Annotated in this window: 1 pseudogene; it reads left to right on the top strand. The window is 27.9% G+C overall.

The features are described from left to right. Nucleotides 1-523: pseudogene (locus RI68_RS03920) on the top strand (DNA double-strand break repair protein Rad50); the annotation flags it as partial.

Here is a 523-nt window from a genome sequence, read left to right as displayed (position 1 = left end):
TAAATACGCAGGTCAATTAGTAAATGTAATTGATAAAGCCATTGATAAGTACGATGAAGTCATTAATAACTACCAAGGACTAAAAGATAATTGGAAAGAAGAATTAAAAAAATGTGAAGATGAATTAAAAAGATTATATGAACAAAAAGAACTAACCCAAGAACAAAAAGCTAAAATAAAAGATGCTTTAACTAAAAATGAAGAAAAGATTAAAGAAATTAAAGAACAATTAAAAGAGGCATCAGATAATATTGAAATTTTAAAAGGCAAATTAATTGATTTAGAAAAACAAAAAACTGAAAAAGAAAAAGAAATCGCCAAAAAACAAGAAGAAACCAAACTAGCATCCACAGATGACAAAATTAGACTCAAGGCCGAAATCAAAAAATTACAAGATGAAGTTATAGAATTAGTCGGTCAAATCTCTTATGTTAAAAGAGATATCGGAAAATTAGAATCCGACCAAGAAATGTACGAAGGAATGTTATCCAACGCCATCAAATTAAGAGATTCCCTACAACGT

Source organism: Vaccinium witches'-broom phytoplasma str. VAC, assembly GCF_000309405.1.
GTDB lineage: Bacteria > Bacillota_I > Bacilli_A > Acholeplasmatales > Acholeplasmataceae > Phytoplasma.
The sequence above is the reverse complement of the archived record's forward strand: the minus strand, read 5'-3'. Positions and strand labels throughout refer to the sequence as shown.